The 429-nt window shown below is 37.3% G+C and carries 1 protein-coding gene; it reads right to left on the bottom strand.

Annotated features, from left to right (window positions below):
- Positions 1–429 (bottom strand): MBOAT family O-acyltransferase (locus tag CCE82_RS12595; protein WP_276205650.1); only part of this gene is annotated, 429 nt, incomplete at both ends.

Below are 429 nucleotides of genomic sequence, written 5' to 3'. Positions count from 1 at the left end.
ACCAAAAGGAATGTATAAATAATCTCTAATCCAGAGTGAGAGACTGATGTGCCATCGTTGCCAAAAATCACTGATATTGACGGCATTGTATGGGTGATTGAAATTAAGCGGAAGTTTTATATTGAAAAATAAGGAAACTCCTCTTGCAATATGGGTATAACCCAGGAAATCAAAATAAATTTGTACGGTAAACGCAATGGCAGCAAGCCATGACTCAAGATGGGTTGCGTTTTGGTAATTGTTAAATATGGAATCTACAGTAGAGGCGACTCCATCTGCTATGACCAATTTAAAAATAAAACCATACAAAACCAGTCTTAATCCCTCATTAATTCGGGAGAACTCTGGTAGTTCAATAGTGCCTTCATATTGTTGATAAATTTCCTTATACCGGACAATAGGCCCTGAAATCAGGTGGGGGAAATACAT

The sequence above is a fragment of the Staphylococcus cornubiensis genome, from assembly GCF_900183575.1.
Classification (GTDB): Bacteria; Bacillota; Bacilli; order Staphylococcales; family Staphylococcaceae; genus Staphylococcus; species Staphylococcus cornubiensis.
The sequence above is the reverse complement of the archived record's forward strand: the minus strand, read 5'-3'. Positions and strand labels throughout refer to the sequence as shown.